Source organism: Bacillus cereus group sp. RP37 (genome assembly GCF_040459695.1).
Classification (GTDB): Bacteria; Bacillota; Bacilli; order Bacillales; family Bacillaceae_G; genus Bacillus_A.
Map to the genome: position 1 here is coordinate 4,347,710 of NZ_JARVHP010000001.1, position 25,916 is coordinate 4,373,625.

A 25,916-nucleotide genomic window follows, 5' to 3' on the forward strand; every position below is an offset into this window, starting at 1 on the left:
CCAAAAACAAACGAGAAATCTAAAACCGCGCCAGAATAGGAATGTATGAAAAAATGCATAGGTCCATAGAACGAAAAAAGGAGGTTCCTCCTTTTCCTTGCTGCTGATAATGAGACGTTATGTAAACATGAAATGAATACTTTATGCAATCAAAATACCTTTCATTATCTATATTCTTGATGTGGTACAATCTGGATAAAAGGTAGAAGGAGAAAGACAATGAAAGAAATTATTAAAGAGATTGTTTCCAAAAACAAAAGATACAAGGTTCAAGTGATCAAACGAAATAATGGTTTTTTCACTACAGAAGTTTTTGCTTGGTTTTTGGATTATGAATATGAGTATTGGGCTCCTATTAAACAAGGAATATCGTTAATTGATACAAAAAAACACGCTATAGCCATAGCAATGGAAGATTTAAAGGTATATTCAGGTGAGAATGATTAGTGAGTGTAGATTACTATGAAAGTCATTGTTTCTTTAAAAAACACATTAAGAATCTCGTTATTAATCAAAATTATGCAAAACAATAAGTTGTTACGTTTTCGTTTCATGATAATATAGAGATATACAGATTTCAGAAAATATCATCAATATTTTATTTTTATATAAGGAGAGACTTAATATGTTAAAACAAATTTTATTAGAAGAGAATGAAAAAGTGAAAAATCAAATTAAAGCTTATTATAAATATAGCAATTTGACTTCTCTTTCAATGTTAAGCGGTATAATTTCTAATTCTCCTGATGTATTTGGATTATTGTTATCAACAAATAAGAGAATAATTTTTTATACAGAAACAATGAAAATGAATAAAATTCTTTTTGAAATTAAACATGAAGAAATCATAGAATTTAAAGAACAGAAGCAAACTGTTGGTTTATTTAAGAAGATCCCTTCAATTGTTATTTGTCATGAAAAAGGGGAAGAAGTTTTTTCAACAATGGGAGATTTAGAAAAGTTTTCTGAATTAAAATGTTTTTTTGATGAAATTACTACGAATCACGGATAAAGCAAATATATTTACTTCCGAGAACGATAATTATGTAAATAAGCTGTCCATATGGACAGCTTATTGTATTTTTTGCTTAGCATATTTTTTCTGAAATGCTGGCGGTACTCCGATCTAGTCGAGGGAAGGCACCTTAGGGTGTCTTTTTTATATAAGGATCCCTCTCACCTTTTAACAAAAATAGATGCTAAACAAGTTTCAACTCTTATTTTTAGGCCTGTTATACAGGCTGAAGCAATTCTAAGTATCTGCCATATTAAAGTTGATATGCTCCCATTCTAGTGGTGAGATATGTTTTAATCGTTCTTCGTTAACCCCATGCGTACTTCTTAACCATTTCATTTAATTTTTAATAAAAAAACAGCCTCACTAAGCGTATTAACACTTAATGAGGCCATTCGATTCACACTATTAATTATGGAACGTCGGCTTATAGAACGAACGATTATCAAGAGCAAAGACACGTTCTGTGTATTCGCCTGGTTTTGTGCGTCCTAATGCGCGGTCCATCATGTTCATTTTTGCATCTAAGTTATCGATGTAATGCAGAATTTCTGCCTCTTTTACTAATGGTGGTTTTGGGCTACCCCATTCTGCTTTTCCGTGGTGAGAAAGGACGATGTGTTGAAGAATTAATACTTCTTCTGCATCGATTTGCAATTCGTCTGCAGCTTTCCCAATTTCGTTCACCATAATAGAAATGTGGCCTAGTAAATTTCCTTCTAACGTGTATGTTGTGGAAATTGGACCAGATAATTCGATTACTTTACCAAGGTCATGTAAAATAACGCCTGCATATAGTAAGTCTTTATCTAATGATGGGTATAGAGCTGAAATAGCTTTCGCTAAATCAAGCATCGATACGACGTGATAAGCTAGTCCAGATACGAACTCGTGATGATTTTTCGTCGCTGCTGGATATTCTAAAAATTCATTTTGATGCTTATTTAATAAATGTCTTGTTAGACGTTGAATGTTCGGGTTTCTCATTTCAAATATGTATTGCGTAATTTTCTCGACCATATCTTCTTTTTTCACTGGTGCTTTTTCTACGAAGTCTGAGATGTCCGTTACTTCATTTTCATTCGCAACTCGGATTTGTTTCACACGTAATTGAATACGTCCTTTGTAGTTTAGAATGTCACCAGCTACTTTAACGATTGTTTCCGCTACATATTGTTTCTCAACTTCTGGTGATACGTCCCATAGCTTCGCTTCAATATCTCCACTTGGATCTTGTAAGATTACTGTTAAAAACGGCTTTCCATTGCTTGCTAGACCTTTTGTCGCTGTTTTAATTAACAAGAAAACATCGACTTGTTCACCAACTTCATATTCTGCAATTTTCTTTTTCATTCGAATTCCTCCACCATATCAGTTACTTTTAGTATAGCACACTACAACTCATTTTCTTTACGCTTATGCGTTAATTTTATAATCTGTTTTTCTGTAAAATATGTTAGCAAATGTGCATGACATGTAAAGAAGATGACTTGTCTATCTTGCGCAATTTCCTTTATTAGTTCAATCGTACGATTCGTCCTTACCGCATCAAAATGCACGAAACTATCATCAATAATAAACGGATAATCATGCTCAAATGTTTTCGCTAATGCAAATCGTAACGATAAATATAACTGCTCTGCTGTCGCTTGGCTTAGTTCATGACTGTAAAAACGCATACCATCGTTACGTTCCACAATAAAAGGTTCCGCCTCTGACGGTGAAAAGATTTTACTATATCGCCCGCCTGTTAAATAGACGAAATACTCTTCTGATTTTTGTAAAATACGAGGAAGGTGTACCTCATGATAATATTGCTTCGTTTTCGTTAACACTGTCTTTGCGGCCGCATAAGCAGCCCATTTCTTCACCTGTTCACGCACTTGCGCTTTTTTCATTTCCCATTCGTGCATTAAATCGCCGTACGTACTGCCTTCTTCTAAATTCGCAATTTCCATACGATGTTTCGCAATACGCTCTGTCAGTTCTTTTTCTTTTTCCAGACAGTTTTGCGCGGCTGTCATCTCTTGCTTTAATTTTTCATCATAACCGTCAGCTTCATAATGTTCAGCTAATGATAAACTCGTTAAACGTTGTTCTAAAAGATCAATTTGCGGTAATAAACGACCCACTTGTTTCTCAGCATCTTCACGTTTTTCCGCCAGTTTACCTGCCTCTAAAAACATCTCTTCATCTGTAGAATGTGCGATATGCCATAATCCATCTCTTTCTACTAATAGTTGTTTCAATTGCTCTTGCGTGAACTCGTATTCTTCTTGCCATTCCGCTAATTTCTCTTTTAGCTGCTTACAAGTTTGGCGCTTCTCTTTCTCATTTTGCATACGACTTTGTGCCTCGTGCAGCTTACTATATTCTGCGCTACCGATAACAGTTTCTAGTTTATGTTCAAATTGCGAAATCATTTCATATAATGAAGATTTTCGCGCGCCTTGCTTCTCTAATTCACGATATAATTGCTGCATTTTTTCCATACGCTCAAACGCCGGCAATATGTGTGCATACGTATAAAATTCAGGGAACATATAACGTGTTTTATATGCATGTACTTGTTCACTAATGCGGAACGTTTCTCTCTCCCATTCCTCATAGGATGAAACGACTTTATCATACGCTCGTTCCATTTGCTGCAACTTATACGACTCGCGCTCAAATAACTTCCGAATCTCTTCATCTTTTTCTAACTCATAGCGCACAGACATCGCTTCTTCACTTTGTCTCCCGCCAGCACTTTGCTGAAGGGTAAGGAGTTCTTCTTGTAATCCATTTGACGGATCCTTATATAAAACAAGAGCAAGAACAATTCCTACAAAAACAATAACACTAATAAATAAAAGCGGGCGGTAATCTATAAATAGACTCGTGAATAAAACAACTGTGTTAATAAGCAGTAACAGAAGACAAACTCTTTGCCACTGCTTTTTCTTTTGCACAGCTGCTCCTGCCTTCTCTTCATACTTACGCTTCATTCGCTCAGCGCCCATACCGATAAATGCCGCGTCTTGGAACGACTTCTCTTTCTCACTTAACGCATTTCGCTCTTCATCCGCTAACATTTGTTTCTGAATCTGTCTTGTGTTTTCTTCTTGTTCTTCTAGTTGCTCCTGCGCTACTTTAAAACGATCATCCAGCTGTACTTTTTGTGTTTCTAACTCGCGCGCCTTTTGCACTGTTTGCGTAATCAGCTCTTTCGTTGCCAAACTCATATCAAACGAAAGGACTGTTTCTTTTTCAAAAGTAGCACCAATTTGCTGCTCTAGTTCTGCCAGTTCTTCTTTTATATTCGTAATCGTTCCTGTCAAATCACGCATTTCTTGACGTGCATTTTCATAAGACATATGCTGCATACGAAGTTCTTCTACATAACTTTCTTTTTGTAAAAACGCTTCATCTATTTGAATCGATTCCATTTCCGATTGCACATTCTCTATTTTTTTATGGAGCGAATCAACTTGTAATTGGAGCGGCTCCATCTTCGCCTTAATCGCTTCATAACGCGCCATCCCGTTTACAGGAAACTGCCCATTCTCGTTTTCTAACACTTTCTCATGCGCACGCTTTTCAATAACGAGAGGCTCTAGCGCTGCTAATATTTCATAATCTTGCTTTCGCTTTTCTGCACTCTCTTTTTCCGCACGAACAGAAGCAAGTTTCTCTTCACTTTCTTTTAACTGCTCCACTTGCTTTTCATACGTGCCAATTTTCCCTTGCCACTCTTTCATCTTCTCTTCAAGCTTCTTCATCTCTTGCAGTGACACGTTAATTTCTGGTTTTCGCCCACTCGGCTTAAAACGCTGATCCATTTCTTTTTCTAACTTTTTATCGAGCTGCAATAATGCATCACTTCCGACTGCACTTGCGGAAAATAAATAATTGCCGATATCCGCTTCGCCAAGCTGATGAATGTTTTGAAGACCGTGCATATCAAAAGAAAAGACCGATTCGAATAAACTTTCATTCATTCCGCTTAATATATCGTGTAAAATCTCCTCGCCGCCCGTTTTCCCGTCTTCAAAATAAACGGTTACCTCACCAGCTGCCGTCTTTGGCAATCGTTCAAATTTCAAACGACCGTACTTCTCTGTTTGCACAGTCATCGCACCGCCATACTTGCCGCCTTCTTTCGGCTCATAACGGCGCTGTCCTCTCGTCGGAAAACCGAATAAAATACTTTTCATAAACGAGCGAATAGTCGATTTGCCCGCTTCATTTTCACCGTATAAAACAGTCAGCGACGAAAGATCCATTTCCACATTTTCTAATTTTCCGTATCCATAAATATGGAGTTTTTCAATTCTCATTTCTTATCCCTCTCTTGCTGGAATAATTGCTCTAAAATAATATTTTCTGCTTCTTTTTGAATCTCTTTCTTCTCTTCTTCTGTAAAAGATTCAATACTATTACGCGCTACAGGAGATGTCCAAATCGTGCGTAATACTCCGTCCATATTTGTGAAAGCTTCTAACTCTTTTAGCACACTACCGACGAAATGATTTTCTTCTTTCAAACGTTCGATTTCCGCAAAAGAAACCGTCTCATTTTTCCACTTCATCGCATATACGAAATCTTTTCGCTCTTCGCTAGACGCTAAAATATGAAAAATTTCTTCGACACGCTTGTCTTCACGTAAATATGGAGAAAGTGGGCCCTGCCCTGTAAATACGACAGTTAAAAGCGTCCCTTCTTCTTCTCTTCGGCAATCATTCATCGTACTTGATATAACAGTCATAAGTTCATCAACAGTTTCAAGTCCATCAATATTCACTTCAATTTCATCCCACATAACATCTGCCGTATGGAAAAATGAACATTGCGACCCTTGTTTCGTAAGTTCAATAAGGTACGCACCCTTTTCCCCTGTCTCCTTACGATGACGTCCTTGTATATTCCCTGGATAAATCATGTACGGCTCTTCTGATAAAATCTCACGTTTATGTATATGGCCAAGAGCCCAATAATCAAACTGCTTTTCTTTCAGCTCACGAATTTGAAACGGTGCATAACGATTATGCTCTGCATCCCCTTCAACACTTCCGTGAAGCATGCCAATATGAAAAGGCGCATCACTCATTTTCGTATACTGCGCTGTCATATTATCCGTTACCGCTTGCTGCAAATAACTAAACCCGTAAATCGAAGCTAATCGCTCACCATTTTTATAAAATGATTTCTCTTCTACATAAGGTTCTGTAAACACATGAACATTTTCTGGAAACTCAATTGCTGCCCAGCTTCCGCCTAAATGATCGTGGTTACCGTGAATAATAAAAACGGGAATATCGTACTGCGAAAGTCTCTTCATTTGCTCGCGCACAAACACTTGCGCTCTCAAACTTCTCGTCTCCGCATCATACAAATCCCCGGCTAGTAATACGAAATCAACGCGCTCTTGAATCGCTTTATCAACAATACGCTCGAACGATTCAAACGTACTTTGTTTCATTCTCTCCCAAACAGACTGTGGTACATTCATCTCCATCCCTTTAAACGGACTATCCAAATGCAAATCAGCCGCATGTATAAACTTCACTTGTTTCACAAATAACGATCCTTTCCTTTTCCGTACTTTACTACGAATAGTAAATCTAGTGTCCATAAAACTTCCCCTCTATTTTAACACGCAATGTCATATATTTCTTTGCATATTCTAGTGATTTATGCCAAAATAGTTATAAGATTCTGATTTTTATTATTGGAGGGAATTTTCATGGGAGTATACGTTCTAACAGTCTTTGAAAAAGATGGTTCGAAAGCATTAGACGAATCATTCGAGGCGGCAACTGAAAAAGAAGCGAAAGCAAAAGGTGAATCTATTTTACAAGAAAAAGGATTGTATGAAAAAACACATCGCTGCACATCTTCTGCAGGTAAGCTCGTTTTATTCCAGCGCTAAAAAAAGAAGCGTCATCCGCTTCTTTTTCACTCTACTATATCTTCGTCACACCACGTAAACACCACATCTAGAATGCGATTACCGATACGTACGCGTTTATTCCATTTTCCTGTTTGGATCTGATGTTGCAATTCTGCTTTCATCTTTTCCGTCCAGTCGTGAATCGTTTCACTACCGTTGTACGGATATACGCTTGGAAACTCTTCCTGCAGTAGATGCAAGCTCTCTGCATCAAAATGAAAATGGAAGAAGTAGTTTGCTGTAAGCGATGGTTCTTGCAATCGTAAAAAATGATCATCAACTTGCTTTCTATTTCGATAGAAAGTAAAGATATTCACTTTACCGCTCGTAATTTGGTCAATTTGAATTTCGTGCTTCTCTATAATCACGTCTTGTCCACCTCGTTGTATACTATCTTTAGTATATATGTCTTTTGCAACAAAGTTAACCATTTTCGCGCGAAATTCATTTCCTTCATTATATTACCTGTACCTCCAAGTACAATCAGGACAAATAAAAACAAAGTTGAAGGGGAGCGATTATATGTATTTCGGAAGCAAAGGTTGGTATGTAAAAGAACTTAAAAAATTAGGTATTCGTACTTATGAAGGTAAAAAACTAGAATCGTATCGTACGCATGTGTTATCTAGTTTACTTGAGAGAATGAAGAAGGCTTCGGCTTAATAGATGTAGGAAGCGACTACGGTTGCTTCCTTTTTATTTAGTAAATAAAAAGAAAATCATCATACATTAACTTTTTAACTTTACCGTTATACTTCCTTGATAGAAACCGCCCGTTATCAACTGAATCTCTAGTACCAAATACTCTTCCAGATAATCATTTGTATATATTTTAAATTCTCCATACTTATTAACTCTTCCGCTTCCAACATACATATCACTACTTGTTATGACAATTGTTGAATGAGGTTCTGCACGGCCCAATATACGATTATTACTATAGTCCAAAGTATCCACATTTATTTTTTGATGAATATTATTAACTGAATCTCTACATTTATTTTCACACAAATTAACATTGCTTTCTTCTGCCCTCGAAAGTGCTCGATCCCTGCTAGTCTTTTCTGAAGAGAAAGCAACATTCCCCAGCCAACTAAACCTATCAAATATAGTAATAGGTAGAAACATCTATGTTAACTCCCCCATTCTTCCAATAATTCCTTCTCATTTTTATCAACTACAGTCTTTTAATGCACTGACAGCAATACGTTTTATGTTGGAATAAAAGAAAACAGCTTTGATTTCCCATTCAATTTCGCACTGTTAATTTGTACAGAACACATAGAATACTGGTTTTCACCCCAGATGTAATGACAACACTACACAAAAGAAACCATGGTCCATTAAATGTAAATCCATCTTCAAATATGTTAATAATAATTATGTTGCCAATTATTAAGAGAACCCATGAAATGGAAAACTGTTTTCCATTTGTAATATATAAAGTTTCATCCTCATAACAGACTGTAATTCCCCCACCTTGCCAAACACCAATAGCGAAAGAAAAAAGCGTAACTGCCAGTAACTCTGCTTGTAAATCCCTAGTCATTGGTTGCGGCGCCATATAAGTAATAATCCCTATCATCATGAGAAAAGTTATAATATCTATCCAGTTTAATTTTCTTTGTTTGCTTTGCAGCCAAATAAAGAAAATTAATACAGGAATTAAAAGCAAAGTTTCCATTTACTTATTCTTCTTCCTTTCCTACATTAGAAACGCCTGTAATTGTAATACAATTACAATGTTCTTAAATCTCTCATACTTTCTGAAGCATAACACGAGAAAGAAATAAAAAAATCGTACAAAAGGGCAAGCCTATAATGTACGATTGGGCATATATAATGTTTTAAAAATGAATTAACTTCCTTTCAATAGATACAGCTACTGCTTCTGACCGGGAATTAACACCTAATTTATTGTATATATTTGTTAAATACGCTTTTACCGTTCGCTCAGCTATCCCCATATCAAATGCAATTTCTTTATTCTTATATCCGCGTGCAATAGCTTTCAACACAAACAATTCTTTTTCTGTTAAGCTGTTCCCTTCAACCTTATCAGCATGTATTTCTTTCCTTTTATAGTTCACTATCTTTTCCATAATATTTGGTTGTAGTAAAATCTCACCTCGAATAGCCGCTTCTAACGTTCGAAACAAATTCTCACGATCCGTATCTTTTAGCAAATATCCTTTTGCCCCTAACTCAATTCCCTTTAACATTAATTCATCTTCATTATAAGTAGTTAATATGATAATCGGCGTATGGTTTTGTTTTTTATTCAAAGCCTCAATTGTTTCTAAACCACTCATTTTAGGCATATTCAAATCCATTAAAATGACATCAGGTTCCTTTTTCTCTATGAAAGAAAGAGCTTCTTCTCCATTTGCAGCCTCACCTATAATTTGAAATGAATCACTCGTTTCTATTATTAATTTCAGACCTTCTCTTACAACGAAATGATCATCTACAATTAATACATTATGCTTCATGGCTATCTCCTTCTTTATTTATAGGCACTTGAATATACACTTTCGTACCTTTCATCTTTTCACTCAATATATGTATTTCTCCCTTAATCAATCGAACACGCTCATTTAGACCAATTAAACCATAATGTCCAGGATTCTTACCGATATATCTAGTGTCAAAACCAATTCCATTATCTTCAACTTCAATAGTAAGTTTTTCAAGATCATCGATATATTCAACATTTAAATTTACATCTGCTGCCTGTGAATGTTTTGCGATATTCGTTAAACATTCACTAATTACATATAAACAGTGCTCTTTTACTACGCTTGAAATATACGGTGGACTTTGGATAGTGAGTCTCACATGTATGGACGTAGCTTCAGAAAAACGCTGAACCTCTTCCTTTACTGCTTCATTAAATGAATTAGTAGTATGACGCAAATCATCAATAACCAACCTTGCATCATGTAAAGTTTGTCTCGCTCTTATCATAGTTTGTTTCATGATCTCTTGAGAGCGTCCTGTATTCCCTTTTTGCATATGGGCATCTATTGCTTCCAATTGCATAATTAAACTTGCTAAACCTTGCGCTAACGTATCATGTAAATCTCTTGCCATACGCTGCCTTTCATTAGCTAATGTCAATTCTTCCACTCTCATATATGCAGACTCTAACTCTTGAATATAGCTCTGTATACGATTACGTGCATCAAATTGCTGCTTATTAATATAAGAAAAAGGAATAATAATTGCTAACACTAAAAGAAACATAGAGATAAGAATAGCTAATTTATTCACACCATAATTAATACTAATTGCAGCACAAAATATTGCATACATAAGAGTAAAAACTGCCATTACTTTAAATATATTGTTATAAACATATAAACTTTGGGCGATTAAAATAGGAGTTAATCCAACAAAAATCGCTATCGAAGCATTTGTCGCAATAAACGCAGCCAAAAACACAATGAAAAGTTGTACAAAAAAGAAGTACAACAATTGCCTATTTTTTAATGAACTCGCATACCAATGAAAAATAGTATGAATAACAATGACTATTGTAAAGAAAAAACTATCCATAGAGAAAATATTATTACGAAATTCTAAAAGTATTGAAGCTATATATACGAGTGTAATCCATAAAACAATAAACCTTCTTGGAATAAATACCGCTTCCAATACATTTTTATCCAAATCTATATTTGAATTTATTTTTTTCATATTCGACCTCCACCATTATATTATACAAGATACAGCTTACATTTTGATAAAGTGAAACTTTAATCATTGGGGCTTTTGTCCATCCCCATTAGTTATTAGCCCTCACCAATTGTGCTTTTATGGACAGCCCGACTCCCACAAATAGCGGGATAAGTTACTGATTCCGCCTCATCCTCATTACCAAATATAAATATGAAATATTGCATATCGAAATGCATTGATGTCTTTGTAAGCGCTTACTATAATGGAATTATAAAGATTTATTACATCTTACTACTAAAGGAGGCAATCATATGGAAATCGCAATGGCAGTTTTAAACTTTGTAGGTGGAGTAATTCCATTAGTTCAAGAGCTTTTAAAAGCATTCATGTAAGGTTATCATTCAGCAATTATTTATAAGAATTATCATACAAATGATCTGTATATCAAAAACAAATTGATACACAGATCATTTGTGTGAGAAAACTTTATACGAGAACTATGTAACCTAGCAGAACAATAATGATACATCTATCTCAAGTTGAAAAAAGACGCTCACAAGGGCGTCTTTTTCTTATATTACTATGTATTCAGGAGAAATCGATTTTATCAAAATAGATTTTTTTATGTCTTATAAACCCTATTTTAGTATCCCGGCTTCAACTACCTAAAAAATAACATTGTCAACAGACCTTAAATTGGTTATCATAAAAACTAATATAACAGGAGATGAGCAGATGAATATGAACGAAAAGAAATCTTTTTCAAAAGTTTCTCGGCGGAAATTAGTCGATGAAGTGTTGGAACGTCTACAAGAGAAAATCTTTTCTGGCGAGTATGAAGTTGGCGATCGCCTCCCTACAGAGCCGCAATTAATGGAAGAGTTAGGAGTAGGACGTTCAACGCTGCGAGAAAGCATAAAGATATTAGTACATGCCGGCATCTTAGAAGTTCGACAAGGACAAGGTACTCGTATTGTCTCACTAAATACAACACAAGATTCATTTGAAAAACGATTGCAAGCAGCTAATATTAATCATGTGTATGAAGCAAGAAATATGTTAGATAAAGAAGTAGCTATGTTAGCGGCACAGCGCCGAAGTGAAGAGGATCTTTTATACTTAAAAGGACATTTGAATAAAAGAAAACATGCCCTTCAAGAAGGAAATTATGTAGCATACATAGATGCAGACATTCAGTTTCATCTAGCAATTGCAAAGGCGAGCAAAAACGAAGTTCTACTTGATTTGTATCAATCTTTCGTACCTGCCCTTCGCCACATTTTAAGCCAATTAATATTAAATACAGTGAACTATGAAGATAACTCTGAAATTCATGAAAAATTATTCCAAGCTATTTTAGAACAAAATGCCGAAGAGGCACGAACATACGCCGTTCAAAATTTGGAGCTGAAATAAGCTCCTTATATATTACACTTAAACATCAGATGATATACTCAATAACATCTGATGTTTATGAGAGGAGAAAATGAAATTGAAACATCAAGGACGAACTTATTTGTATATACTAGCACTATTTTTTGTTTCCATTAATTTACGTATCGGAATTACATCTATTTCACCTTTATTAGAAACCATCCGACAAGACTTAAATATAAGCAATTTTTCCGTTAGTTTTTTAACAGCTATTCCTGTTTTTTGTATGGGGGCATTCGCCTTACTGACTGGGAAGGTAATTAAAAAATATGGGGCAGAAAAAGCAATTATGGCTTGTCTTATTTTAATTGGCTTTGCTACATGTATGAGGGCTTTTACCTCTTCCATTTCCACATTATTCGCGAGCTCTTTATTTATCGGCATTGGAATTGCACTTGCAGGTCCGTTACTATCAGGTTTTATTAAAGAAAAATCCCCTACGAAAATCGGCTTAATGATTGGAATATATTCAGTAGGCATGGGAACTGGCGCTTCTTTAAGTGCAGGATTAACGATTCCTTTACAACATGTATTAAAAGACGATTGGAATATGGCACTCGCTTTTTGGGGTGTACTTACTATAATCGCTATTATATTTTGGTATCCGGTTATGAAACGAAAAAAGAATACGAGTACACAAGATAAAAAGAATAATAGCTTACCTTTAAGAAATAAAAAAGCATGGTTGTTCACAATCTTTTTCGGACTACAATCAGGAATCTTTTATTCCATTACGACTTGGCTTGCGCCGGCAAATCAAAATATGGGTGTCAGTAGCGAACAAGCTGGTACTCTTATAACTGTTTTTACAGTTGTTCAAATGATATGCAGCTTTTTAATTCCAACATTAGCGGATATTTATAAAAACCGAGCACTTTGGTTATTAGGGAGTATATGCTTTGTACTCGTAGGTTTATCGCTTATGATTTACCCACTAACTACACCATGGATCCCTACTATTTTACTAGGTATCGGGCTCGGCGGCGTATTTCCACTCGCTCTTATGCTACCGCTATATGAAACAAAAACTTCAGAAGATGCGAGTGCATGGACTGCTATGATGCAGTCCGGAGGATATATTATGGGCGGATTCATTCCTGTCCTAACAGGAATCGCTCGTGATTATTTTAATAGTTATACGCAAGTTTTTATTATAATGGCACTTTTAAGCTTCCTTTTATTCCTATTAACTTTAGTCATGAATAAAAGGAAAAGAAATGTAGAAGATCTTGTCTCCGCTTAAATTAAAAATGTTAATATATGGTATTATTTAATTAAAAACGAAAGGAGCTTCTGACATGTGGTTCATTTCGGCAATCGCGCCTGTTGTAATAGTTGGTGGAATTGTAGTATTTGTAATTAAAAGATTGGAACATAAATATAAGAACGGAAAATTAGGTAAAAAAAAATCTCAAAAAGCTCAACTGTTATTAGATAGTTTAATACCTATGGGAATGCTTGTCGGCTGTATGATTGGTTTGATTTTCGGTATGTTTTTCCCGGCTTTCTCACTGCTTTCCATTAGTTTAGGGTCTGGAATAGGCTATTTATTTGGTTATTTCGCCTATGAAATTTATAGCAAGACAGGAAACAACTTTTCATAATCCAAAAAGAATCATCGGGACAGTACATAGTAGTCATATACAATATGTACTGTCCTTTATTTTTGCATCAACACTATCACCTTACCTTTCACATCCTATACACCTTTTTTATTGATTTTCCTCTCCTCCCTCTTTTGTATATCCGCTTTTTTGTTTTCATTGTAAATTCCTCTTAACCACCTTTAAAGTTATCCATATCCCTCATTCTCTCCTTACCCCAAATAACAATTTTATTATTTATCATAAAGTTAACACTCTCGTTAAACATATATAAAGATTGTTGTATTTCTTACTTTTCTCCTTGAAAACAATATATACTACATTTGAAATAAGTGGGTATGTCTGCTTATTATCTAAATTCCCGTGCAATACCCCCTCACGAAATGCTAGGAGCAATCCTAGCATTTTTTACAATAACGTTTTGCTTATTTTAAACATATGTACAGTATAGTTTTTTCAGCTTATCCTTTAAGCGGTTATATCATTTTAGCGAGCCAGTACATTCGCCATCATCTTATTTTTTGTACTTATAATACGCCATCAACTCTTCTTCATTTTAACTTTAATCATGAAACAAAAAAATCCCCTCAAAGCATGAACTTCAAGGGGTGAGCCTGTTTTTTATTTAATTATATACGTACAGCTGTACCACTTACAGCAACCATTAACATTCCATCACGAACAACTTCATAATCTACATCAATACCAACGATAGCGTTCGCACCTTTTTGTTTTGCAAGTTCTTTCATTTCATCCATTGCGATATCACGAGCTTCTTTTAGCTTGCTTTCATAAGAACCAGCACGACCACCGACAACATCACGAACGGAAGCGAATAAATCGCGGACAATATTTGCACCCATAATAGCTTCACCATTTACAATATCGATATACTCAATAATTTCTTTACCTTGAATTCCAGACGTTGTTGTTACAATCATGACTGACACTCTCCTATAACTTATAATTTTTGATTAGCTTTCTTATGTCTTTATTATGACATGGAACAAGCAACGAATCTATTGAATTACCTTACAGGAGTGTGACAATTTTGTAAGAATAAAACGCCTATTATGTTTAATAAAGCGCTTTAACATTTGGATACATAAATGATTCTCTATTTTCTCTCCAGTCCCTTTCTACTTCTTTGAAAGTTGGTCGTCCTAATTCTTCATTGTTTTCCTGTTTACGAAACCATCTCTTCACATACTGATCTCCATTTTTATTTTGAACTGTACAAAGGAAACTATTACTACTATCCTTTAATATTTTCACAATCACGAATAGACACCTCTCTCTTTTTCAATAACGTAATAGAACTTGATCTTTTACTATAAGCCCTTCCTCTCTTATAGTCATACGACTCCTCGGTCGCGCCAAAGTTGTAAGACCAAAAACGATATTCACTATGTTTACATTTTTCATCATTTTATTTAAAGAAATCAGAGTTATAAGCATTATGCTTATCAAATATTTTATAAATTTCTAACTTATCATCTAATTTTGCATCTACTAAAATTAATATATTTCCATCGTAAATGTATTCTTCATATTTCTTAGCGTGTTCTTCAGGGATTCCTAAGCCGATAAATGCTCCTATTAAACTTCCAGCTCCTCCGCCAATACCGGCTCCTCCAACAGCTGCTGCGATAGGTCCCGCTGCTACGATTGGACCCATCCCAGATACGGCAAGTATGCCAAGGCCGGTTAATAAACCACCGAGTCCGCCTGCTACTCCTCCTGCCACAAGCCCTGTCGCTGAAAAGATATCCGCTTTATGTGCAGTTTCATTATTTACTTTTTCACCCGATTTTTCTTCCAGATGTTCAATTTCCTTTTGATCCTTCGCAATAGCTGAAATGTTATCTTTTGCATATCCTTTTTCATTTAATTCATTAATAACGAGTGCCGCATCATCAATTGTTCTAAAAATACCTACTATTTTTCTATCTACATCCATAACTATTAACCTCCTAAAGTTTTATATATTGTATCTTTATCTTTCTTCATTTCTGTATACACTAATTTTCTTATTAACATAACCATTTACGAAAAAAGCGAATAGTAAAAGCATTACAAGCGAACTACTTAACAAGTAAATTAAATCAAACGTAATATCAATCATCATTTCATTCATGTATACCAGACTCCTTTTTATTTAAAGTAAAAGTATATTTTTATAGACTAGAAATCTTATCATTCCTCTTCAGCCAATCTCTTTGTAGTATATGTATACCCTTCGTAACCCTTTCTAAACCTAAAAAACTATAATTATATTTTTTCGTATTTATATGTTTAACATTTTTTAAAACGGGTATGTTTATATTGTTATGCTTACTATACAGAAAGGAATATTTCGATGAATGCCATTCACTCTACTACTATTTCTTATAATGAAACACCTACAATAACTCAGATTCATCATTTTTATGCTTTAATGACAACATTTCAAACGAATTTATTTATAAGTAAACACGGGACACTTACTTCTATTAAAAACTTAAGTACATTAATATCCTTTTTCCTTACTGTAAAAAAGAGAGAGCTTGTATTATTTATCTTTGAAGGAATAGATGCAAAAAAAGCTTTAAGAACACTCTTTCCTTCTTAAAAGTTTTATAATCCCCCTATTCCCTCGATTGTTACTTTTCATATATCTTTTTATATTTCAAAATGATTTCCTCTATTCAAAACGAGACCCCCTAATACAATAGGGGGATTTCTAGTTTGGCCTTACGAAAACTGATATAATATATATTACGTTTTTCATTCTTTACAATAGAAAACTTTTACTAACCTTGAAGGTAGGAATTTTTAATGAACCCGAAAGCAAAATTTAGTATTCGCTACAAAATTATGGCTGGTTACTTAGTTATCATTTTGTTCTTACTTATTTCTTTCATTATGTTAAACAATGAGATTTCTAATTTACAAAAATCTCGTAATTTTATTATTGATCACGATTTTAAAGTTCTTAATTTAACGAATCAAGTGGAGAAAGAGCTGCTAACAATTGAAAATAAAGCGAAAGGATTTATCACTTCTAATAACCCTAATTACGTTCAATCCCTTAACGCTACGGAAAAGGATTACGAAAAACATTATCAAGATCTTTTTGCTTTATTAGAGGATAACCCCTCTCAGCAAGAAAAATTAAAACAGATTAATGAAAACATTACTAGTTGGATTAATAAAGAGATTCACCCATTCATTACGAATCATAATAGTAATAACATACAAGCAATCGACACGACTCAAATTCAATCATTACAATCACAGCTAACTAACTTCCGTAGTGTAGAGGAGCAACTAACAAAAAAAAGAGCTGCACAATTAGATACTGAAAATAATAAATTAGAGATTTGGTTATACAGTTTATTGTTCTTACTTTCTTGTATTTCTATTATCATTTCACTCTATATTTCGAATTCCATTACAAAAACGATTAAAAATGTAATTCAAGCTATTACATCCATTTCTTCTAAAGAAAAAATTACGGAAAGAATTCATGTAAACACCCATGATGAAATAAAAGAGCTTGCTCATACAACGAACCATCTACTAGACGAAATATCTAAAAGAGAGTGGTTACAAACCGAGCTTGCAGAATTAATTTTAATGTATCAAGGTGTACCTTCTATTGAGATGTTGGGTAACAAAATTCTTAGTGGAATGATACAAAAAACGCAAATCTCTTGCGGTGCATTCTATGTACGTGAAGAAGTTGAAGAAACTGTCTACTATGTGAAAAAAGCTTCTTTCGCCGATCAAATTTCTGATATTGGAAAACAATCCATTAAAATGGGTGAAGGTTTAATTGGGCAATGTGCTTTAGAAAAACAAAGCTTTATTCTTCGAGACATACCCGAAGAGTTTCGTTACGTTACTACTGGATTATTAGAAATACGTCCCAAAAATCTACTAGTCATCCCTATTTTATTTGAAGATGAAGTTATCGCAGTAATGGAGTTAGTAAGTGTAACTGAGATTTCAGATTTACATCAAGATTTAATTCAACAAACCGTTGATAATCTAGGTTTAACAATCCATAGTATTATGGGACGTATGCGAATTCAAAATCTTTTACATGAATCACAAGCAATGACGGAAGAGTTGCAAGTTCAATCAGAAGAATTGCAAACACAAGCTGAAGAACTACAAATGCAAGCCGAAGAGTTAAGAACAACGAATGAACAATTAGAGTCTAGAACTGAAGAGGCCGAGCAGAAGACAACTGACTTACAAATTGCTAAATCAGAATTAGAAGAAAAAGCAAGCGAGTTGTTACGTAGCTCAAAATACAAATCAGAATTCCTAGCAAATATGTCACATGAATTACGCACACCGTTAAATAGTATTTTACTATTATCTGAAATGTTAAGAGAAAATCATGATAATCATTTATCTGATGATGAAATTGAATTAGCAACCGTTATTCATTCATCAGGGAAAGATTTACTTACTTTAATTAATGACATACTAGATTTATCTAAAGTAGAAGCCGGAAAACTAGATGTCATTTTTGAAGCAACGAACATAAGTGACATGGCAGCAAATATGCATCAAAACTTTTTACATATAGCTGCACAAAGAAATGTCGAATTTACGATTGAAGACAGTGATACAATTCCTGATCTGTTTTATACAGATGCAAAACGGGTTGAACAAATTATTAAAAACTTATTATCCAATGCATTTAAATTCACGGAAAAAGGATCTGTCTCTTTACATTTCGATTCAATAGAAACAACCAATTTGAGTCATGATATGCAGTCTATCAGTAATGATTGGATTACAATTTCAGTAAAAGATACTGGTATTGGTATCGCTAAAGAACAGCATCAACTTATTTTCGAAGCCTTTCAACAGGCAGATGGAGCAACGATTCGAAAATATGGTGGTACAGGCTTAGGTTTATCTATTTGTAAAGAGTTTGCTAGATTATTAGGTGGTTGGATTACGTTAGAGAGTCATATAGGAGAAGGCAGTACTTTTACCGTATATATTCCTAACCTTCCAAATGGATTACATGATATACAGGTATCCAATTTAGAAGTCGCAGCAACGATAGATGACGTTATTCCTGCTGAAGTTGTCGAGGAAACTATCGTTACTCCAGAAACAAATAACGTCTTCCAAGAGAAAACTATTTTAATTGTCGATGATGATCATCGAAATATATTTGCATTACAAAATGCATTAAAAAAACAACATGCCAACATTATTACTGCACAAAACGGCATAGAGTGTTTAGACATACTAAAAAACAATACAAATATTGACCTTATTTTAATGGATATTATGATGCCGAATATGGACGGTTATGAAACGATGGAACATATCCGAATGAACTTAAGGTTACATGAAATACCTATTATCGCATTAACTGCTAAAGCAATGCCAAATGATAAAGAAAAATGTTTATCTGCTGGCGCTTCAGATTATATAAGTAAACCATTAAATTTACATCAACTCTATTCGGTAATGAGTGTATGGTTAATAAAATAAGTGAGGTTTAGTTTAAGTGGAAAATAAGTATTATAATTTTGATCCATCTGTAGATATGGATAAGCGCACGAACTTAGAAATTGAATTACTATTGGAAGCGGTATTTAAACTATCAGGATTTGATTTTCGACAATATGCTCGCACATCTATTTATAGAAGAATTTGTAATCGAATGCAGCTCTCTCATATCCCTACCATTTCAAAATTAATTGAAAAAGTAATTCATGAGGAAGGGGTTTTAGAACAGTTATTAAATGATTTCTCCATTAATGTAACTGAAATGTTCCGTAACCCTAACTTTTTTAAAGCGCTAAGAGAGCATGTGATTCCTGAATTAAAAAAGTATCCTGAAATTAGAATTTGGCACGCTGGATGCGCAACTGGTGAAGAAGTATTATCAATGTCCATCTTACTTCACGAAGAAGGATTAAGTGAAAAAGCTGTTATTTACGCAACAGATATGAATACAGATGTGTTAGAGAAAGCAAAACAAGCTATCCTTCCGTTAAATAAAATGCAAACTTATACGAAAAATTATTTACAAGCTGGTGGTACACAAGCATTTTCTAACTATTATTCAACAGATAATCGTTTCGCTTATTTTAATCCTTCTCTTTTACAAAACATTATTTTTGCGCAGCATAATTTAGTAACTGATCAATCTTTTAACGAATTTCATATTATACTTTGCCGTAACGTTTTAATTTACTTTACGAGTAAACTTCAAAACCAAGTACAGCAACTATTTTATGAAAGTTTAGGTCACAATGGATTCCTATGTTTAGGAAATAAAGAAACTCTTCGTTTTTCAGATATAATGCCGCATTATATCCAATTTAATCCTAACGAACAAATTTATCAAAAAATACAATAAAAGCGTATGAAATCCTCTGTTTGGATTTCATACGCTTTTTATTTCGCATTCGTTTGTATCATAATTAGACACATATCATCTGATTGTGCTTTCTTCTGTTCTTCCTTATAAAACCCTTCTATCTCTTCTTCTAAATCTCCCCATTTTCTTCCTGTAAAAGTGCGTAGTTTCTCTTCAGACTCAAATTCATCATTTGCAATTGCTTCAAGTACACCATCTGTAAACAATACGATTTGAGCGTTCTTCTCAAAAGGTATAACTGTCTTCTGAACTTTTATTTCATCAAAAAATCCTACCGCACAACTCCCGCGATCTAGTTCAACTACATTTGTTTCATCAACTAAAACATATCCAGAAGGATGTCCTGCATTTACATATTCAATTGTTCTATTTTCTGTATTCACTACTAAGTATATCGCTGTAAAATAATATGGAATGTTGTCATTCTCATTATGTAAAAGAGTCATATATTTATTTAAGTCTTTAATAACGAGTTCTGGATCGATTAAACATTTAATCGTTTCACGTAATACAGACGAAATAAACATACAAACTAATGAAGCAGATACACCATGTCCCATCACATCTAATAATATAATACCGTAGCGATTTTCATCGATTTTATACCAATAATACATATCTCCAGCTAGTTTAAATGAAGGTAAGTAACTTGCTTCAATTTTTATATGCTCTTCTCTTAATGGGCTACTTAATAAGTTTCTTTGTACTTGTGTAGCTAAATCTAGTTCATTTCGAAGATTTTCTTCTTGTTCTTTATGCCAATTTAATTCCGATTTCAAGCGTAATGCTACACGCATACGCGCTAACAATTCAACTTTATTTATAGGTTTCGTAATATAATCCATTGCCCCCATATCAAGAGCCTCAGCTAATTTATTCGCATCTTCTAAAGCTGTTACAAAAATAATAGGAATATCTTTACACTTCTCCTCTTTTTGTAATCGCCTACAAACTTCAAGTCCATCAATTTCAGGCATCATGATATCTAATAAAATTAAATCTATTTCATTATGCCTGGAAGAATCTTTTCCAAAATGAATGTATTCGAAAAGCTCTTGTGCAGAATTCAGCGATACAAGATCCTGATATCCGGCTTGTTTTAAAATTTTTTCAATTACAAAGATATTAACCGGATTATCATCGACAATTAAAATGGACACAAGTTATTTCCCCTTTTCGTATTTAAAATGTAAATCTATTATCATTTTCTATTTTTCTAGTATTACATACTCAGTTATAAAATGAAAATTTCCTACTCAAACATATTTTTTATACAGAAAAAGAACAAACCCCCAGAAATGAGAGTTTGTTCTTTCACTCTATAAATTTCCACTTTTAATTTAGCACCATTGCTTTATCATTTAAAAGACGATCCAATTCTTCCATATGATTTGTTTCATCTGCAATCATATCTTCTAACTTTACAACTAACTCTGTCATATTTAATTTCGCTGCCTGTTCTTTTCTCGTTTCATAACGCTTAATTGTTTCATATTCTGATTGTCTAGCGTATTCTAACATTTCTCTAACATCTTCTACTTGTTTCACTGGTAAAGGGATTGTAGTAGGTGTACCACCTAGCGTCTTAATTTTCTCCGCTAAATATAGGGCATGTCCTTGTTCATCACTAATTTCAGATTCAAAGAAAGGTTTTAACACTTGTCTATATATACCAGAAACTGTAGCTGCATTATGGTTATACATAATAATTGCTGAGTATTCTCCTGCTAAGTCTTCATTCAATCCTTCGATTAGTTCTTTCACATCGTGTGACATTTTCATATCTCCTCCTATACTTAATAACTACCCCTTTTCACATGTTTTAAACATAATTATTTAAAATTTTTATGTATCTAAAAACGCCGCTTGCTTCAATTTACTTATCGCTTGTCTTTTAATACGAGAAACGTGCATTTGTGAAATACCTAACCGTTCCCCTGTATCCTTTTGATTTAAATTTTCTCCAAATATATAATGAATAACACTCTTTTCTGTCTCATTTAATACGTTAAAAATATCCTCTAAAATGAGACGTCTTTCTGTCTGTTCATATCCTTGCTCTACTTCACCTACAGATTCAATTCTCGCTACCGAACTTCCATCAGATGAATTTTCTACTACATCATCTAAGGAAGATACTCGATAATTATTTTTAGCATCCATAATTTCTAGAACTTCCTCTTCTGATAGTCCTAAATGATCCGCAATCTCTATAATCTTCGGTGAACGTTGCAGGTAATCTGTTAGCTCCTCTATCGCAAGTTTAATTTTCCCGCCCAAATCTTTAATTCGCCTCGGAACATGAATGCCCCATGTTTTATCACGTAAATACTTCTTAATTTCCCCTACTATCGTAGGTATTGCAAACGGCTCAAAAGCATTTCCTATCGAATAATCATACCTTCTTATTGCGCCTAAGAGCCCTAACATCCCTACTTGTATAATATCCTCATGCATCGGCCCGCCTTTCGAATAGCGATATGCAATGGAATATACGAGATTTTTATAATGGTCAACTAACCTTTCCTGTGCTTCATCACATTGGTTTTGTTGAAATTCTGCAATTAGTTTAATAACGTCTTCTTTAGTAAGAATTGTAGGTTGAGATTGGATTTCCATCATTCTCCACCTGCTCTCTTTGTATATATTTTGTCATTAAAACTGTCATGCCCTCATCATGCATGATTTGTATATCATCCATTAACGTATTTATTAAATATAAACCTAAACCATTTTCCGGCAAGTTCTCTACTGGTTTATTAATATCATACGGACCAACTTTACTTTTTAAGGTGCTAAAATCAAAACTAACCCCATTATCCGCAACCATAATTTCTAATCGATCTTCATATAGACCAAAGACCATTGTAATCTCTCCAACGTCTTCTTTATATGCATGTTGTACAATGTTTGTACATGCTTCACTAATAGCAATTTTCATATCTTCTATATCGTCATAAGCAAAGCCCATTCGATTCGCAACACCAGCCATTGTTAAACGAATAATAGCGACATATTCTGCCTTTGCAGGAATTTTCATTTCTATCTTTTCAAATCTCTCCATCATCCCTAGTCACCTTCTTTCTACTTTTTCAAAATCGGAATTCAAATTTAATATTTCTGTTAACCCTGTAATATCAAATAATCTCTTTAACCTTTTAGATACACCAATAAACTCTAGTTTTCCATCATTTTTCTTAACTGCTTTTAATAAAGCTATAAAAACGCCTAAACCAGTACTATCCATATACTCTACCTTATTAAAATCTACTACGATATAAACCTCTTTCTCGCTTGCAATAGGCATAATCTTATTTTTTAAATCTGATGCCGTATACGCATCAATTTCACCATTAAGTTGTACCGTATAACCTAAATCATTTTGCAAAATATTTATTGCCAAATTCATCATTTCCGCCCCCTTATCTCAAACTTTTACTATTTAATTACCCATAAAAATTAGTTTTAAACATATTTTTTTATTTTTATTATAAATAAAGTGAAACTTTAATCAGTGGGGGTTTTGTTCATCCCCCACTGATTATTAATTGAACCAATCGGACTTTTACGGACAGTTGATCCCCCACCTAACTTCTTTGCTTCCGCTGAATTTTGAGGTGGGGGTCTTACTGCCCGTTAAAGCGGGATAAATTTTCCACATCTTTCTCAGCTTAACACATAAAAAATACTAACAAATGTTTAAACCTTATAAATTTGTGTATGTATTATGTATAAACATTATTTTTAGGGGGATCTATCTATGGAAGAGCACAACTTTAAAAAGGGAGATTTCGTTCAATTTTCTTATCGACACGATCATGCTACAAAATTAATTGGTTCCATTATTAACATACTAACGAATACAATTGTAGTGGATATAGGTAATAGCGAGGACTTATCTCATATAGAACCAAGGCAGGTCGTAAGAATAAATAATTGTAAGAAAGTAACGATGGTTTAATACATAATAGAAAGTGTAATTTTCATGAGTGGGGAATTCTTTATTCCCCACTCATTCGTATGCAGATTACATAAAAAAAGCATCCAAATTATTTTAATTGGATGCTTTTTTATGTATTTTTATCAGTTCATTAACTTTATAGCTATATATAATAAACTTAAGATTACTATTCATTATCATACTTACGCTTTCCGTAGCATTCTAGAGAAGAATGTAACGATTAAAATAAAGACGATTGCACCTAATAACGCTGGAAGAACAAAAATGCCTCCCCATTCAGGACCCCAATGACCAAATAACGCACTACCTACCCAAGATCCAATTAAACCAGCAATCACATTACCAACTATACCTAAAGGAAAGTCTTTTCCTGTAATCATTCCAGCTAACGCCCCAATAAGTCCACCTACAATACACGTAATAATAAGTCCCACAATTAGACCTCCTATATATTTTTATAATGGATTTATCAAGCTTTGGCGTTTAACCAAAGCTTGATAAACATGTATTATTCTTTGTTATCCAATCCATCACTTATCTTTTGTTTCACTTTTCCGACTTTTTCTTTTACAGTTCCCTTCGTCTTCTCCCACTTCCCTTCATTTTTTAACTCTCTATCTTCTGTAATTTCACCAATTCCTTCTTTTACTTGTCCTTTTTTCTTTTCAACTTTACCAGTAATTTGTTCTTTTAGCCCGTTCTCACTCATATTTACAATCTCCTTTTCGTAATAGATTTATAGATTTAAAGATTTAAAGGGTATACGTGCATCTTCTTTCTTGTAACCATTCACCGACTCTTTCTAAATCCTTAACGAATAACAAGATTTTCCCTTCATCCAGCTTTTCTTCGTAGAAGTTCGCTTCTTCCTCATTAAGCCCTAACTCCTGCATCTTATTTCTTAACTGATCTCCCGTTTTTTGAAAGACATTCATAATGCTTGTTCCAAGTCCTTCCTCTTTTATACCAATTGTATTCACGTCTGCATTGTCTGCGATTCTATCTGTCCTTTCTTTCTCATGTGTTAATACGTAAATATCTTTTTGGTCTATTCCTTTCTTCACTAGATCATTCGCTGCGTTCATGACCTCTTTCTCCGTAATAAATTCATATACAAAAGGTTTACTATACTTCGTTTCCATCTTTAACTTCCTCCTTTAAAATGAATTATTTGTTATATTATATGTAGTACACCCATTTTCGAAATGTTAAACATAAAATATGAAAAAAGTTATGTAAATTTTGATTTTAATAGAGAATGAACAACATAATTTACCACTTTAAAACATCTTCTCCTTACAATAACTACCTGAAATAACAGAAAATTGTTATAATTAAACATAAGGAGGGATACTATGAAAAAAATCATATCTATATGCACTCTAACCGCTCTATCGTTCACTTTAATAGGCTGTACAAGCACCTCGGCTACAGATAAAGCTTCACAAGTTAAGCAAGAACATACACAAAATACATTTCAATTAAATTCCGCTAATATTACAGACATTGAAATACTCCAAACAACAAATCATACTACTTCCAAATCTCAAACAGATAACGAAGAAATGATAAAATCTATCGTTTCAGCAGTTCAAAATGGAACACCTAAAACAATCACTTTAGATCAAAAAAAGAGAGAATCTGCACATTCTACTATTACCGTTACATATAAAGATGACTCAAAAGAAGAATTTCTTGTTTGGGTTGATAATAAGGAGCAAATTACAATTGCTAAAGATGAGAAGAAAGATAAAGTAAAAGGTGTGACGGTGAACATTAAAGATGCTAAAATGATGAAAGATTTTTTTAAAACTCTAATATAGTTGATGTTAAAACAAAAGAGCAGGATATAATCCTACTCTTTTGTTTAATCACGTCCAATAAAT

At 33.8% G+C, this 25,916-nt stretch carries 32 protein-coding genes and 1 pseudogene; 13 read left to right on the forward strand and 20 right to left on the reverse strand.

Annotation, left to right across the window (positions count from 1 at the left end; all coding sequences use genetic code 11):
- Positions 1–219: 219 nt before the first annotated feature.
- A complete protein-coding gene (locus QCI44_RS22945; RefSeq protein ID WP_098405296.1) occupies positions 220–447 on the forward strand; it encodes a hypothetical protein in 228 nt (75 codons plus the stop codon).
- Positions 448–625: 178 nt separating this feature from the next.
- Positions 626–1,012 (forward strand): PH domain-containing protein, encoded by a 387-nt coding sequence (locus tag QCI44_RS22950; RefSeq protein WP_088083409.1) that lies wholly within the window; start codon positions 626–628, stop codon positions 1,010–1,012.
- Positions 1,013–1,423: 411 nt separating this feature from the next.
- Here the strand turns inward: QCI44_RS22950 and yhaM are convergent, their stop codons facing one another.
- The 3 genes from yhaM to QCI44_RS22965 are packed head-to-tail and all read right to left on the reverse strand — an operon-like array spanning position 1,424 to position 6,572.
- Positions 1,424–2,368, reverse strand: coding sequence for a 3'-5' exoribonuclease YhaM (gene yhaM, locus QCI44_RS22955; RefSeq protein WP_000726648.1), 945 nt, complete (start codon positions 2,366–2,368; stop codon positions 1,424–1,426).
- Between the two features lie 41 nt (positions 2,369–2,409).
- Positions 2,410–5,334 (reverse strand): ATP-binding protein, encoded by a 2,925-nt coding sequence (locus QCI44_RS22960; RefSeq protein WP_098986624.1) that lies wholly within the window; start codon positions 5,332–5,334, stop codon positions 2,410–2,412.
- On the reverse strand, positions 5,331–6,572 hold the full coding sequence (locus QCI44_RS22965) for a metallophosphoesterase family protein (RefSeq protein WP_116349165.1): 1,242 nt from the start codon (positions 6,570–6,572) through the stop codon (positions 5,331–5,333). The genes QCI44_RS22960 and QCI44_RS22965 overlap by 4 nt, the downstream gene beginning before the upstream one ends.
- Before the next feature lie 168 nt (positions 6,573–6,740).
- Here QCI44_RS22965 and QCI44_RS22970 point away from each other — a divergent pair, with 168 nt between their 5' ends.
- Positions 6,741–6,926 carry a YhzD family protein gene (locus QCI44_RS22970; RefSeq protein WP_000539551.1) on the forward strand — a complete coding sequence of 62 codons (186 nt, stop codon included), beginning with the start codon at positions 6,741–6,743 and terminating at the stop codon, positions 6,924–6,926.
- A 26-nt stretch (positions 6,927–6,952) separates the two neighbouring features.
- On the opposite strand, the gene QCI44_RS22975 is transcribed toward QCI44_RS22970, so the two are convergent.
- Positions 6,953–7,315 (reverse strand): hypothetical protein, encoded by a 363-nt coding sequence (locus tag QCI44_RS22975; protein ID WP_000582797.1) that lies wholly within the window; start codon positions 7,313–7,315, stop codon positions 6,953–6,955.
- A 154-nt stretch (positions 7,316–7,469) separates the two neighbouring features.
- Between QCI44_RS22975 and QCI44_RS22980 the strand changes: the two genes are divergently transcribed.
- Positions 7,470–7,610 (forward strand): YflJ family protein, encoded by a 141-nt coding sequence (locus tag QCI44_RS22980; RefSeq protein WP_000273536.1) that lies wholly within the window; start codon positions 7,470–7,472, stop codon positions 7,608–7,610.
- 66 nt (positions 7,611–7,676) lie between these two features.
- Here QCI44_RS22980 and QCI44_RS22985 read toward each other — a convergent pair whose 3' ends face one another.
- The 4 genes from QCI44_RS22985 to QCI44_RS23000 form a co-directional block, all read right to left on the reverse strand.
- Positions 7,677–8,075 carry a hypothetical protein gene (locus tag QCI44_RS22985; RefSeq protein WP_098485945.1) on the reverse strand — a complete coding sequence of 133 codons (399 nt, stop codon included), beginning with the start codon at positions 8,073–8,075 and terminating at the stop codon, positions 7,677–7,679.
- 121 nt (positions 8,076–8,196) lie between these two features.
- Positions 8,197–8,631 carry a hypothetical protein gene (locus QCI44_RS22990; protein ID WP_098986623.1) on the reverse strand — a complete coding sequence of 145 codons (435 nt, stop codon included), beginning with the start codon at positions 8,629–8,631 and terminating at the stop codon, positions 8,197–8,199.
- Between the two features lie 163 nt (positions 8,632–8,794).
- Positions 8,795–9,439 carry a response regulator gene (locus tag QCI44_RS22995; protein WP_016133827.1) on the reverse strand — a complete coding sequence of 215 codons (645 nt, stop codon included), beginning with the start codon at positions 9,437–9,439 and terminating at the stop codon, positions 8,795–8,797.
- Positions 9,429–10,646, reverse strand: coding sequence for a sensor histidine kinase (locus QCI44_RS23000; protein ID WP_016133826.1), 1,218 nt, complete (start codon positions 10,644–10,646; stop codon positions 9,429–9,431). The genes QCI44_RS22995 and QCI44_RS23000 overlap by 11 nt, the downstream gene beginning before the upstream one ends.
- 192 nt (positions 10,647–10,838) lie before the next feature.
- On the opposite strand from QCI44_RS23000, the pseudogene QCI44_RS23005 reads away from it, so the two are divergent.
- The 4 genes and pseudogenes from QCI44_RS23005 (at position 10,839) to QCI44_RS23020 (ending at position 13,666) form a co-directional block, all read left to right on the forward strand.
- Positions 10,839–11,020: pseudogene (locus QCI44_RS23005) on the forward strand (hypothetical protein).
- 343 nt (positions 11,021–11,363) lie between these two features.
- Entirely contained in the window at positions 11,364–12,044 is a 681-nt protein-coding gene (locus QCI44_RS23010; RefSeq protein WP_353811453.1) for a FadR/GntR family transcriptional regulator, read from the forward strand.
- A gap of 70 nt (positions 12,045–12,114) precedes the next feature.
- On the forward strand, positions 12,115–13,305 hold the full coding sequence (locus QCI44_RS23015) for an MFS transporter (protein ID WP_098986622.1): 1,191 nt from the start codon (positions 12,115–12,117) through the stop codon (positions 13,303–13,305).
- Positions 13,306–13,360: 55 nt separating this feature from the next.
- Positions 13,361–13,666 carry a hypothetical protein gene (locus tag QCI44_RS23020; RefSeq protein WP_064473034.1) on the forward strand — a complete coding sequence of 102 codons (306 nt, stop codon included), beginning with the start codon at positions 13,361–13,363 and terminating at the stop codon, positions 13,664–13,666.
- Between the two features lie 629 nt (positions 13,667–14,295).
- Here the strand turns inward: QCI44_RS23020 and QCI44_RS23025 are convergent.
- The 4 genes from QCI44_RS23025 to QCI44_RS23040 form a co-directional block, all read right to left on the reverse strand.
- A complete protein-coding gene (locus QCI44_RS23025) occupies positions 14,296–14,607 on the reverse strand; it encodes a YbjQ family protein (RefSeq protein ID WP_000637510.1) in 312 nt (103 codons plus the stop codon).
- Between the two features lie 136 nt (positions 14,608–14,743).
- Entirely contained in the window at positions 14,744–14,947 is a 204-nt protein-coding gene (locus QCI44_RS23030) for a DUF4028 family protein (RefSeq protein ID WP_098986621.1), read from the reverse strand.
- Between the two features lie 148 nt (positions 14,948–15,095).
- A complete protein-coding gene (locus QCI44_RS23035; RefSeq protein WP_016089037.1) occupies positions 15,096–15,626 on the reverse strand; it encodes a general stress protein in 531 nt (176 codons plus the stop codon).
- A gap of 36 nt (positions 15,627–15,662) precedes the next feature.
- Complete coding sequence (locus QCI44_RS23040) at positions 15,663–15,803, reverse strand: hypothetical protein (RefSeq protein ID WP_016089038.1); 141 nt, start codon at positions 15,801–15,803, stop codon at positions 15,663–15,665.
- A 222-nt stretch (positions 15,804–16,025) separates the two neighbouring features.
- On the opposite strand from QCI44_RS23040, the gene QCI44_RS23045 reads away from it, so the two are divergent.
- The 3 genes from QCI44_RS23045 to QCI44_RS23055 all read left to right on the forward strand — a co-directional run bounded on the left by QCI44_RS23045 (position 16,026) and on the right by QCI44_RS23055 (position 20,048).
- Positions 16,026–16,277 carry a hypothetical protein gene (locus QCI44_RS23045; RefSeq protein WP_016089039.1) on the forward strand — a complete coding sequence of 84 codons (252 nt, stop codon included), beginning with the start codon at positions 16,026–16,028 and terminating at the stop codon, positions 16,275–16,277.
- A gap of 206 nt (positions 16,278–16,483) precedes the next feature.
- Positions 16,484–19,174: an ATP-binding protein gene (locus QCI44_RS23050; RefSeq protein WP_098986620.1), complete on the forward strand. Its 2,691-nt coding sequence runs from the start codon at positions 16,484–16,486 to the stop codon at positions 19,172–19,174.
- A gap of 16 nt (positions 19,175–19,190) precedes the next feature.
- Positions 19,191–20,048 carry a CheR family methyltransferase gene (locus QCI44_RS23055; RefSeq protein WP_016133821.1) on the forward strand — a complete coding sequence of 286 codons (858 nt, stop codon included), beginning with the start codon at positions 19,191–19,193 and terminating at the stop codon, positions 20,046–20,048.
- A gap of 38 nt (positions 20,049–20,086) precedes the next feature.
- Here the strand turns inward: QCI44_RS23055 and QCI44_RS23060 are convergent, their stop codons facing one another.
- The 5 genes from QCI44_RS23060 to rsbV all read right to left on the reverse strand — a co-directional run bounded on the left by QCI44_RS23060 (position 20,087) and on the right by rsbV (position 23,481).
- Complete coding sequence (locus QCI44_RS23060) at positions 20,087–21,229, reverse strand: fused response regulator/phosphatase (protein ID WP_016089042.1); 1,143 nt, start codon at positions 21,227–21,229, stop codon at positions 20,087–20,089.
- Positions 21,230–21,404: 175 nt separating this feature from the next.
- Complete coding sequence (locus QCI44_RS23065; protein ID WP_000017756.1) at positions 21,405–21,845, reverse strand: ferritin-like domain-containing protein; 441 nt, start codon at positions 21,843–21,845, stop codon at positions 21,405–21,407.
- A gap of 69 nt (positions 21,846–21,914) precedes the next feature.
- A complete protein-coding gene (sigB, locus tag QCI44_RS23070) occupies positions 21,915–22,691 on the reverse strand; it encodes an RNA polymerase sigma factor SigB (protein WP_098986618.1) in 777 nt (258 codons plus the stop codon).
- Complete coding sequence (gene rsbW, locus QCI44_RS23075; protein ID WP_016133818.1) at positions 22,654–23,136, reverse strand: anti-sigma B factor RsbW; 483 nt, start codon at positions 23,134–23,136, stop codon at positions 22,654–22,656. The genes sigB and rsbW overlap by 38 nt, the downstream gene beginning before the upstream one ends.
- Before the next feature lie 6 nt (positions 23,137–23,142).
- Complete coding sequence (rsbV, locus tag QCI44_RS23080; protein ID WP_016089045.1) at positions 23,143–23,481, reverse strand: anti sigma b factor antagonist RsbV; 339 nt, start codon at positions 23,479–23,481, stop codon at positions 23,143–23,145.
- A 348-nt stretch (positions 23,482–23,829) separates the two neighbouring features.
- On the opposite strand from rsbV, the gene QCI44_RS23085 reads away from it, so the two are divergent.
- A complete protein-coding gene (locus tag QCI44_RS23085; RefSeq protein ID WP_000390991.1) occupies positions 23,830–24,030 on the forward strand; it encodes a methyltransferase in 201 nt (66 codons plus the stop codon).
- Positions 24,031–24,212: 182 nt separating this feature from the next.
- Here QCI44_RS23085 and QCI44_RS23090 read toward each other — a convergent pair whose 3' ends face one another.
- The 3 genes from QCI44_RS23090 to QCI44_RS23100 all read right to left on the reverse strand — a co-directional run bounded on the left by QCI44_RS23090 (position 24,213) and on the right by QCI44_RS23100 (position 25,172).
- Complete coding sequence (locus tag QCI44_RS23090; protein ID WP_000522903.1) at positions 24,213–24,464, reverse strand: GlsB/YeaQ/YmgE family stress response membrane protein; 252 nt, start codon at positions 24,462–24,464, stop codon at positions 24,213–24,215.
- 74 nt (positions 24,465–24,538) lie between these two features.
- Positions 24,539–24,739 (reverse strand): CsbD family protein, encoded by a 201-nt coding sequence (locus tag QCI44_RS23095; RefSeq protein WP_001293463.1) that lies wholly within the window; start codon positions 24,737–24,739, stop codon positions 24,539–24,541.
- A gap of 43 nt (positions 24,740–24,782) precedes the next feature.
- Positions 24,783–25,172, reverse strand: coding sequence for a YflT domain-containing protein (locus QCI44_RS23100; RefSeq protein ID WP_000448813.1), 390 nt, complete (start codon positions 25,170–25,172; stop codon positions 24,783–24,785).
- A gap of 213 nt (positions 25,173–25,385) precedes the next feature.
- Between QCI44_RS23100 and QCI44_RS23105 the strand changes: the two genes are divergently transcribed.
- Positions 25,386–25,853, forward strand: a complete 468-nt coding sequence (locus tag QCI44_RS23105) for a hypothetical protein (RefSeq protein WP_016089048.1) — start codon at positions 25,386–25,388, stop codon at positions 25,851–25,853.
- Positions 25,854–25,916 lie beyond the last annotated feature (63 nt).

Bases quoted from the DNA above. Each gene is read 5' to 3' on its own strand.
- QCI44_RS22945 (WP_098405296.1), top strand. From the start codon at position 220: ATGAAAGAAATTATTAAAGAGATTGTTTCCAAAAACAAAAGATACAAG.
- yhaM (WP_000726648.1), bottom strand. From the start codon at position 2,368: ATGAAAAAGAAAATTGCAGAATATGAAGTTGGTGAACAAGTCGATGTT.
- rsbW (WP_016133818.1), bottom strand. From the start codon at position 23,136: ATGATGGAGAGATTTGAAAAGATAGAAATGAAAATTCCTGCAAAGGCA.
- QCI44_RS23050 (WP_098986620.1), top strand. From the start codon at position 16,484: ATGAACCCGAAAGCAAAATTTAGTATTCGCTACAAAATTATGGCTGGT.
- QCI44_RS22980 (WP_000273536.1), top strand. From the start codon at position 7,470: ATGTATTTCGGAAGCAAAGGTTGGTATGTAAAAGAACTTAAAAAATTA.
- QCI44_RS23105 (WP_016089048.1), top strand. From the start codon at position 25,386: ATGAAAAAAATCATATCTATATGCACTCTAACCGCTCTATCGTTCACT.
- QCI44_RS23015 (WP_098986622.1), top strand. From the start codon at position 12,115: ATGAAATTGAAACATCAAGGACGAACTTATTTGTATATACTAGCACTA.
- QCI44_RS23000 (WP_016133826.1), bottom strand. From the start codon at position 10,646: ATGAAAAAAATAAATTCAAATATAGATTTGGATAAAAATGTATTGGAA.
- rsbV (WP_016089045.1), bottom strand. From the start codon at position 23,481: ATGATGAATTTGGCAATAAATATTTTGCAAAATGATTTAGGTTATACG.
- QCI44_RS23040 (WP_016089038.1), bottom strand. From the start codon at position 15,803: ATGAATGAAATGATGATTGATATTACGTTTGATTTAATTTACTTGTTA.
- QCI44_RS23045 (WP_016089039.1), top strand. From the start codon at position 16,026: ATGAATGCCATTCACTCTACTACTATTTCTTATAATGAAACACCTACA.
- QCI44_RS22995 (WP_016133827.1), bottom strand. From the start codon at position 9,439: ATGAAGCATAATGTATTAATTGTAGATGATCATTTCGTTGTAAGAGAA.
- QCI44_RS23085 (WP_000390991.1), top strand. From the start codon at position 23,830: ATGGAAGAGCACAACTTTAAAAAGGGAGATTTCGTTCAATTTTCTTAT.
- sigB (WP_098986618.1), bottom strand. From the start codon at position 22,691: ATGATGGAAATCCAATCTCAACCTACAATTCTTACTAAAGAAGACGTT.
- QCI44_RS22950 (WP_088083409.1), top strand. From the start codon at position 626: ATGTTAAAACAAATTTTATTAGAAGAGAATGAAAAAGTGAAAAATCAA.
- QCI44_RS22960 (WP_098986624.1), bottom strand. From the start codon at position 5,334: ATGAGAATTGAAAAACTCCATATTTATGGATACGGAAAATTAGAAAAT.
- QCI44_RS23100 (WP_000448813.1), bottom strand. From the start codon at position 25,172: ATGGAAACGAAGTATAGTAAACCTTTTGTATATGAATTTATTACGGAG.
- QCI44_RS23095 (WP_001293463.1), bottom strand. From the start codon at position 24,739: ATGAGTGAGAACGGGCTAAAAGAACAAATTACTGGTAAAGTTGAAAAG.
- QCI44_RS23010 (WP_353811453.1), top strand. From the start codon at position 11,364: ATGAATATGAACGAAAAGAAATCTTTTTCAAAAGTTTCTCGGCGGAAA.
- QCI44_RS23065 (WP_000017756.1), bottom strand. From the start codon at position 21,845: ATGTCACACGATGTGAAAGAACTAATCGAAGGATTGAATGAAGACTTA.
- QCI44_RS22985 (WP_098485945.1), bottom strand. From the start codon at position 8,075: ATGTTTCTACCTATTACTATATTTGATAGGTTTAGTTGGCTGGGGAAT.
- QCI44_RS23020 (WP_064473034.1), top strand. From the start codon at position 13,361: ATGTGGTTCATTTCGGCAATCGCGCCTGTTGTAATAGTTGGTGGAATT.
- QCI44_RS22990 (WP_098986623.1), bottom strand. From the start codon at position 8,631: ATGGAAACTTTGCTTTTAATTCCTGTATTAATTTTCTTTATTTGGCTG.
- QCI44_RS23025 (WP_000637510.1), bottom strand. From the start codon at position 14,607: ATGATTGTAACAACAACGTCTGGAATTCAAGGTAAAGAAATTATTGAG.
- QCI44_RS23035 (WP_016089037.1), bottom strand. From the start codon at position 15,626: ATGGATGTAGATAGAAAAATAGTAGGTATTTTTAGAACAATTGATGAT.
- QCI44_RS22970 (WP_000539551.1), top strand. From the start codon at position 6,741: ATGGGAGTATACGTTCTAACAGTCTTTGAAAAAGATGGTTCGAAAGCA.